2 protein-coding genes, 4 pseudogenes and 1 other annotated feature are annotated in these 8,265 nt (G+C 59.9%); of the genes and pseudogenes, 4 read left to right on the plus strand and 2 right to left on the minus strand.

From position 1 onward, the window contains the following. Positions 1–1,371: pseudogene (locus tag NKI96_RS32150) on the minus strand (KUP/HAK/KT family potassium transporter); the annotation flags it as partial. A gap of 502 nt (positions 1,372–1,873) precedes the next feature. Between NKI96_RS32150 and NKI96_RS32155 the strand changes: the two are divergent. After that, a pseudogene (locus NKI96_RS32155) lies at positions 1,874–2,765 on the plus strand (IS3 family transposase); the annotation flags it as partial. Further along, positions 2,125–2,241 (plus strand) — a sequence feature (AL1L pseudoknot). (Overlaps the previous pseudogene by 117 nt.) Here the strand turns inward: NKI96_RS32155 and NKI96_RS32160 are convergent. Beyond that, positions 2,744–4,191, minus strand: a pseudogene (locus NKI96_RS32160) (IS30 family transposase). The pseudogenes NKI96_RS32155 and NKI96_RS32160 overlap by 22 nt on opposite strands. Positions 4,192–4,221: 30 nt before the next feature. On the opposite strand from NKI96_RS32160, the pseudogene NKI96_RS32165 reads away from it, so the two are divergent. The 3 genes and pseudogenes from NKI96_RS32165 to virD4 form a co-directional block, all read left to right on the plus strand. After that, positions 4,222–4,524: pseudogene (locus tag NKI96_RS32165) on the plus strand (integrase core domain-containing protein); the annotation flags it as partial. Between the two features lie 209 nt (positions 4,525–4,733). Then, on the plus strand, positions 4,734–5,600 hold the full coding sequence (locus NKI96_RS32170; RefSeq protein ID WP_023685161.1) for a hypothetical protein: 867 nt from the start codon (positions 4,734–4,736) through the stop codon (positions 5,598–5,600). Between the two features lie 247 nt (positions 5,601–5,847). Beyond that, on the plus strand, positions 5,848–7,593 hold the full coding sequence (gene virD4, locus NKI96_RS32175; protein WP_023727267.1) for a type IV secretion system ATPase VirD4: 1,746 nt from the start codon (positions 5,848–5,850) through the stop codon (positions 7,591–7,593). Positions 7,594–8,265 lie beyond the last annotated feature (672 nt).

Here is an 8,265-nt window from a genome sequence, read left to right on the forward strand (position 1 = left end):
CCCAGGTCCACATCGCCAGAACGATGGTGAAGGCCACCGCAAGCGACGCCCAGCCGCCCTCGAACACCTTCACGATGTTGGAGGCAAAGAAGCCGATGTCGATGAAGGCGAACACCGCCGTCATCGCCACCGCCACCCACAGGCGCCATTTCCAAATGCGCGTCATGACGACGAACAGCAGCACCGTCGTCACCAGCATGTTGCCGGTCACCGAGATGCCATAGGCCGAGGCCAGCTTGCTCGATTCGCCGAAACCGACCACCAGCAGCATCACCGCCAGCGCCAGCAACAGATTGACACGTGGCATGTAGATCTGGCCCGACTGCCGTTCCGAGGTGTGCAGGATTTCGAGACGCGGCAGCATATTGAGCTGCACCGCCTGCCTGGTCAGCGAGAAGGCGCCGGAGATCACCGCCTGGCTGGCGATAACCGTCGCGGCGGTTGCCAGCACCACCATCGGGATCAGCGTCCAGCCTTCGTTCATCTCGAAGAATGGGTGGCCGACGTGACCGTTCTTCGCCAGCACGAAAGCGCCCTGCCCAGCATAGTTGAGCAGCAGGCAGGGAAACACGATCCACAGCCAGGCGACCACGATGGGCCTGCATCCGAAATGGCCGAGATCGGCATAGAGTGCTTCGGCGCCGGTGACGGCGAGGAAGATGGCGCCGATGGTCACGAAAGCGACGTCGGGCGAATGGATCAGGAAGGCGACGATGTAGTGCGGGCTCACCGCCCACAGGATTTCTGGATCGGCGATGATGTGGTTGAGACCGGAAAGGCCAATTGCCAGGAACCATACGGCGGTCACCGGGCCGAACACCATCCCACCCCGCCGGTGCCAAAGCGCTGCACCGCGAACACCATGGCCAGGATGACCAGTGTCAGCGGCACCACATAGGGCTGGAAGGTCGGCGTGACGACGTTCATACCCTCGACAGCCGACAGCACCGAAATCGCGGGCGTGATGACCGCGTCGCCGAAAAACAGCGAGGCGCCGACGATGCCGATGCCCAGGATCACCGCCGACCGCTTGGGGAAACTGCCGCGCGCTAGCGCCATCAGCGACAGCACGCCGCCCTCGCCGCCGTTATCGGCGCGCAGCACGAACATGATGTACTTGATGGTGACGATGATAGTCAGCGACCAGATGATCAGCGACAGCACGCCGAGGATATCGCCGCGCTCGGCGACATTGCCGCCCGACGACGCCACCAGCGCCTCACGGAACGCGTAGATCGGGCTGGTGCCAATATCGCCATAGACAACGCCGAGCGCGCCTAGCATCAGCACCTTGGGGCTTTGCTGTTCGATTGCCGGATGGCTCGACTGTTCGACGGGTTCTGCCTCGCTACCGGTATTGGTAAGGACCATGCACGACACTCCGATAAGGGGCGGCCCTCTACCTTTGCTGCACTGCAATATCAAGTGCCGCGACGTAATGGCTCCGGATGCGGACCGCATTTGTTGCCGCACCGGCGGATTGTCTCATACGAAACCACGATCCCGCTCCCGGGCCATTTCCTCGACGAGACACAGGCTCAAGGGGACCTGAAGGAGGGCCAGACCGGATGGGCGATGATCTGCGGCAGGAAACGATGGCGCTGCTTGTAGCTGACGGCATATCTTTCTCCTTTGTGTGTCTGCCAGACGAGCGGGCGGGCACGGAAGTGGTCGCGCTCTGGCTGCCAGACATACTCGTCCAACCTGATGAAAACCTGACTTGTACACCCAGCCCAAACAGGTGCGAGGGGTCGGTTATTACCAAAGGCTCTGAGGGCTGATTCTCTAGGGTTTCCGCCCAGATTGATCCGTGCCCCTTGTTGTGTTCCGCCCCGGGTTGATCGGAGGCTCCAACTCCTGAGAAGGTGGAACCATGACAAGCAAGGCGACCAACAAGTTCTCTCCCGAGGTCCGGACCCCCCGCGTTGCGGCTGGTTCTGGATCACGAACGCGAGCATACGTCGCGCTGGGCGGCGGTTTCATCGATCGCCGCCAAGATCGGCTGCAAGAAAGCCGAGCGTGACGGCGGCGTGCGCGCCGGAGTTCCCACGGATGCTGCGACGAAACTGAAGGCTCTGGAACGCGAGAGCCGCGAGCTTCGCAGGCCAACGAGAGCAGGGCTTCCGCGTATTTTGCCCAGGCGAAGCTCGACCGCCGGTTCAGGCCACGATCGCGTTCATCGACGATCACCGCAAGGCGCATGGGGTTGAGCCGATCTGCAAGGTGCTGCCGATCGCCCCGTCGACCTACCACGACCATGTCGCCAAGCGCGTCGACCCCTGCCGGCTGTCGGCTCGGGCAAGATGGGATACAGCCTCGAAGCATGAGGTCCGACGGTTTGAGGCGAACTTCCGCGTCTACGGCGTTCGCAAGGTCTGGCGGCGGTTGCGTCGCGAGGGCTTCGACGTCGCCCGCTGCACGGTTGCCCGCTTGATGAAGGCCATGAGCCTCAAAGGCATCGTCCGCCGATCCGCACTACGGTGAGCGACAAGGCCGCACCTTGCCCTCTCGACCACGTCAACCACCAGTTCCACTGCTCCGCGCCGAACATGCTGCGGGTCTCCGACTTCACCTGCGTCGCGACCTGGACGGGCTTCGTCTATGTCGCCTTTGTCATCGACACCTATGCCCGTCGGATCGTCGGCTGGCGGGTGAGCCGGACGGCGCATGCAGCCTTCGTTCTCGATGCCCTGGAACAGGCTCTCGATGATCGGCGGCCCGTGATGGGAGGCGGGCTCATCCATCACAGCGATAGAGGCAGCCAAGGCGGATTCAACCGGATCGTCGCAACACCGGCATCATACTGTCCCCCAAGGAGTTGGTCGAGGAGTTCGGCAGGTGTTTTCCAGCCGAGCGTTTTGCGCGGTCTTGTGTTGATAGCATGGGCGACTGCGTCCAGTTCCCGGGCTGTGTGCCGACTGAGATCCGTGCCCTTTGGAAAGTACTGTCTCAGCAAGCCGTTGGTGTTTTCGTTGGAGTCTCGCTGCCACGGGCTTGGGGATCGCAGAAGAAAATCTCGAGCCCGGTGTCGATGCGCAGGTCGGCTGCTGCGCCATTTCCGCTCCATGGGCCCAAGTCAGCGACTGACGCAGTTGCTCGGGAAGTTTGCCCATGGATCGGGCTATGGCTCTGCGGACTGCTTCAACGCCGTGGCCGGCAAGTGGTGGACCGTTCTTGATGCGCAGGCTCTGCTGATAGCCATTGCATGCGCGGCAGGTGAAGCACGCATTGTGAAGCGTGAACTTCGTTCCACGAGCGTACCGATCGCCTAGCTTCCGAGGCCAAGGATGAGGTCGCCTTCCCAATGTCCGGGGACAGCCCGATCGGCAATTTCGGCCGGACGGTCGCTTATTATAAGGGCGTCTCCAATGAAGGACTTGTTGCGAACTCGGGCCCGTTCGCGCGGTACGCGCGTTCGGGCGGTACGCGCAACGCTCGGCCTGAACGCAGACATGCGGTCAGTCCTCGGCGCAATGCTCCGCGTCCTTGAATGTACAAGGACTGATAGATCGTCTCGTGGCTGATCCGCATGGTTTGATCCTCTGGGTAATCGATCTGAAGCCGATTTAGCGATCTGCTCGGGGCTCCAGGTTGCCGACCACCTCCGGCTCTGTCGTTTTTTCCACACCCACCTTGGGGCCCTCGAATGAGGCGCCATTGGGGTTGGTGACTTTGCCGGCCAAGCGCTCCTCAACATATTCACGCAGAGCCGGATTGACCGCCAGCTTGCCAGGAGGCCGGCGGGACTCACGATCGGCGTGCCATTGGGCGGCACTGGCCGGTAATCCAGATTGCCGCTACGCGTCGCGGCATTGCGCCTGACCTCCCGCGAGATTGTGCTCGGCGGCCGACCTAGCTTACGAGCAATGGCCCGGATGCCGATCCCCTTGGCAAGCTCAAGCGCAATATCCTCGCGCTCCCGAAAGAAAGATATCGCCCCGAAGGCGGCTTCGCCCACGGCGCCAAATGCGTTGGCGGCATCCCTCCTGTACTCCGAAACCAGCGCGGACCAAGAGGCGTTGATGTACCGGCATCCAGTGCGGCCTCCTCGCTCGAATGTCCCAAGGCAATAGCTTGCCAGAACCGGAAGCGATTCTCACGCTGCCAGGCAGGCGGACGCCCGGGCGAATCCAGCTTCTTTCGAGTGCACCGATCTAAGCGCGTTGGTGAACCGTCATTGCCACCTCCAATCCCTTGGTGTCGCGACGACCGGTTGAATCCGCCCAATACGTCAGCATTCGATACACCGAGCGCTTGGCGGAGGCCGGCGTCGAACCCTCGGTGGGCAGTGCCGGCGACTCTTTCGATAATGCTCTCGTCGAAACGATCAACGGTCTTTACAAGGCCGAGGTGATCCATCGACGCGGACCCTGGCGCTCATTCGAGGCCGTCGAGTTCGCCACGCTCGAATGGGTCGACTGCTTCAACAATCGCCGGCTGCTGGAGCCCATCGGCAACATCCCGCCGGCCGAAGCCGAGGAACGCTACTACGCCATGTTGGATGAACCAGCCATAGCCGCGTAACTCAAACGAAACGGCCTCCGGAAAGCCCGGGGCAGTTCACATCGCATTTGATGCCAGCTTCATCGTATTTTCTTCGGCTTGGACGGGCACTTGGCAGACCCACAGAGCTGGGAACCCTTTGCCATACTACAACTGTAACATCATATCGGTTTAGCAGGTCAAGCTTCGGTGGTAACCTCTGGGTAGAATAACTACTTTGGAGGCGAGCAATGGATCGCGATAACAAACGGGCACGCGCAGCTGCAAGATCATCTCAAGGCGTGGGGAGCAGTAGCCTCCGTGACGTTCCAGAGGGGCCATTGAGCGATGTTGCAGAACGGCTGGTAACCGCTAACCCGCGCGATACAGCGCGAAATCTTGGGGGCTTCAAAGGCCTCGGGACGCACGAGCGAACAGCCGTTCGGGGCACTCAACCCGGGCCAGAAACTGACCTCGCGAGATTTGAAAGGCGGACCAATCGGCTTGGACGATCAGCCATCAATCTGGCCGCGACATTAACAGCCGAATTGGGGTACAGCACGGATGACATAGCATTGCAGAAAGTCGGAGCGGCCAGTAATCTAGGCAATTACCTAACGCCAGGGCTGCAAGATGCTATTGTTAATCGCATTGGCAACATGGATCCGCCGTCGCAAGCTCTCGGAACTTATTACGTTGCGCCACACTTCAGTAAGTTTACTGAGGAAAACAAATCTCGCATTCTTGATCAGGCCATTGGATTGGCTTCTTCTGATCCGGATGGCAATGTCAGAAACATGGCATCCAATGCTATTCTCAACATGTATCACCAGTTCGACGCAAATCAACAGGCCCAAGCTCACTCAGTTTTTCCCGGCATGCAAGACATCTTGCCGCACATGCCGCCGCCGCAGCATGCAGCAGAGGAACGGAGTGCGAATCTGGACGGCCACATAGCAGGTATTGAGGCTGCAGTCCGTGATACAGTAGGCCCGCAAACCTCCTATGAACAGCTGCAGCGGGGTGCTCAAGTCGGGCGGTCCATAAGCCAAGCCTACAATCACGCCCGAGAGGACCTAATGGAGGCCACCAGAAGCAGAGATCGCTCCGGCCGTTGATGTCTCGGCCATGGTACAGTGACGCTTTCTCTCCCGAATTCCGTCTACGGCCTTGCCGTTTCCAATTCGCTGGCCGTTGACGTACCTGCTTAGTGTAACTTTCAAAAACCACGTCTGCCGGGTGATGCGCTGCAAGCATCGCACCACCCACTGCGGCATCGATCTGTCGAGCGGCGACATCGCGCGACGCCGGTTCGGTCTCTGAAGCACGCGCAGCATTAGCTACGGCTAATCCGGCAATGGAACAATGCTTTCAACAAAAACGACGCCCCCCAACATAGCCATTAGCATCGCGTGCTCACTCGCCGTGGGCTTCTGTGCGGCAAGTCTTTACGCAACCTTCCGCCACGGCGGCAGCGGCGAGGCTCTGATGGCGTTTGATGTCCGTGCCTTTTGGTTTGAAACGCCCTTCTATTTGGGTTTCGCAACCCCCGTTTTCTATCGGGGCGCGGCTATCGTGCTCTCGACGTCCGCGGTCGTCTTGCTGATTCAGCAGATCGTATTGCGCCGCAAGCTCGAACACCACGGGACGGCTCGTTGGGCTCGAGTGGATGAAATGCGACGCACGGGATATCTGCGACGATACCGTGGCGTGACAGGGCCGGTGTTTGGGAAGACAAGTGGCCCTTTCTGGCCTGGCTACTTCCTGACCAATGGCGAGCAGCCTCACAGCCTCATCGTTGCACCGACCCGCGCTGGCAAGGGCGTCGGCATAGTCATTCCAACGCTACTTACATTCAAAGGCTCGGTGATAGCTCTGGACGTCAAGGGGGAGCTCTTTGAGCTCACCTCGAGGGCGCGCAAAGCCGCAGGTGACGACGTGTTTAAATTCGCGCCGCTGGATTCGGAGCGGCGCACAAACTGCTACAATCCGCTGTTGGATCTTATAGCGCTGCCTCCACAGCAGCAATTCACCGAAGCCCGCCGCTTGGCGGCAAACCTGATTACGGCCAAGGGGGAGGGCGCGGAAGGTTTCGTCAGCGGCGCGCGAGATATCTTTGTCGCGGGAATCCTTGCCTGCATCGAGCGGGGCACGCCAACAATCGGCGCCGTCTATGACCTCTTCGCCCAGCCGGGGGAGAAGTTTAAGCTCTTCGCGCGACTCGCCATGGAGACTCAGAACAAAGAGGCACAACGCATCTTCGACGACATGGCGGGGAACGATACGAAAATCCTAACCTCCTACACTTCCGTGCTCGGCGATGGCGGGCTCAACCTGTGGGCGGATCCCGCTGTAAAGGCGGCCACAAGTCGCTCGGACTTTTCGGTCTATGATCTTCGCCGTCGCAGAACGTGCATCTATCTTTGCGTTGGTCCGAACGACCTTGAGGTGATCGCGCCTTTGATACGCTTGTTTTTTCAGCAAATCGTTTCAATTCTGCAGCGGTCGCTGGCCCGCCGGGATGAAAAGCACGAGGTTCTCTTCCTGCTCGACGAGTTCAAGCACTTGGGTAAGCTTGAGGCGATCGAGACCGCAATCACGACTATCGCGGGCTACAAGGGGCGTTTCATGCTCATCATCCAAAGCCTTTCGGCACTGACGGGGGCTTATGGAGAGGCTGGCAAGCAGAATTTTCTCAGCAATACCGGACTGCAAGTGTTCATGGCCACGGCTGATGACGAGACTCCGAACTACATTTCCAAGGCCATCGGTGAATACACCTTTGAAGCAAAATCGATTTCCCACAGCCAGGCGCGAACGTTCGACTGGACCATTCAGAATTCACATCAAGGTGCACCGCTATTGCGTCCCGAACAGGTTCGGCTGCTCGATGACGACTACGAGATTGTTCTCATCAAAGGTCTGCCACCATTAAAATTGAGGAAGGTGCGTTATTTCTCGGATCGCATTCTGAAACGCATCTTTGAACGCCAGACAGGCGCCCTCCCGGAGCCGGCGCCCTTGACGGGAGCAGAGGAGGCGCTCTCCGCCGAATCTCAACTCGATGACCCGCTGTGTGAATTGGCGCAGGACTTTGACGATACAGTTTGATGTGAGGCTGGTGTGGACCCGGCGAAATAGTAATCCATCCCGTGTAACAGCTTTGTCGCAGGTGCAGGACGCCGGCTTGGAAGACGGGCAAGCGGTCCAGGCCCGGCGAGTGGGCTTTGAGCAGCACGTGTCCGAGGCGCTCCGGCCGCTGTTCGATGGTCGAGCTGACGAGCCGCCAACCAATCCAGAGGAGCTTCTGCGACTGGAACAGGGGTTTCGCGAGGTGCTTCAGCGAGGGCAGGATCATCAAGCCGCCTCGTCTTTTTTCAGCAACCCAGGGATGCCCGATGGACGGGATGACCTCAACAGAAGCGTGTCGGAGGCTTTCGCAAGCTCTGGGACGCCGGAGTTCGGGCCGCCGCCCCCAGTCTTGGCTGCCAGCCGACAGCAGATCCGCCCTTCGCCGGATGAGCTTGACCATGCAACCACCTGCCACCCGAGTGAGTAGTCCCAACAATGAACATTCCACAGCGCTGTTGTGGCCAGCGCAGACGCAGAGGGCCCTGAATGCGCCGCAAGCCGTCGCCATTCAGCAGCAGCTGAGCGAAATCGGCAATTCAGGCGGCCGCGTGCATATGCAGAGAGGGGCTGATGCGATCTCCGGACCGGTAGCTCTCGCCGTAATTGATCAGGCTGGTACTGTTGGAAGGCTTGATCAGCCTCGTCACCCCA

It is taken from the genome of Mesorhizobium sp. M0292 (genome assembly GCF_040321695.1).
Lineage (GTDB): Bacteria > Pseudomonadota > Alphaproteobacteria > Rhizobiales > Rhizobiaceae > Mesorhizobium.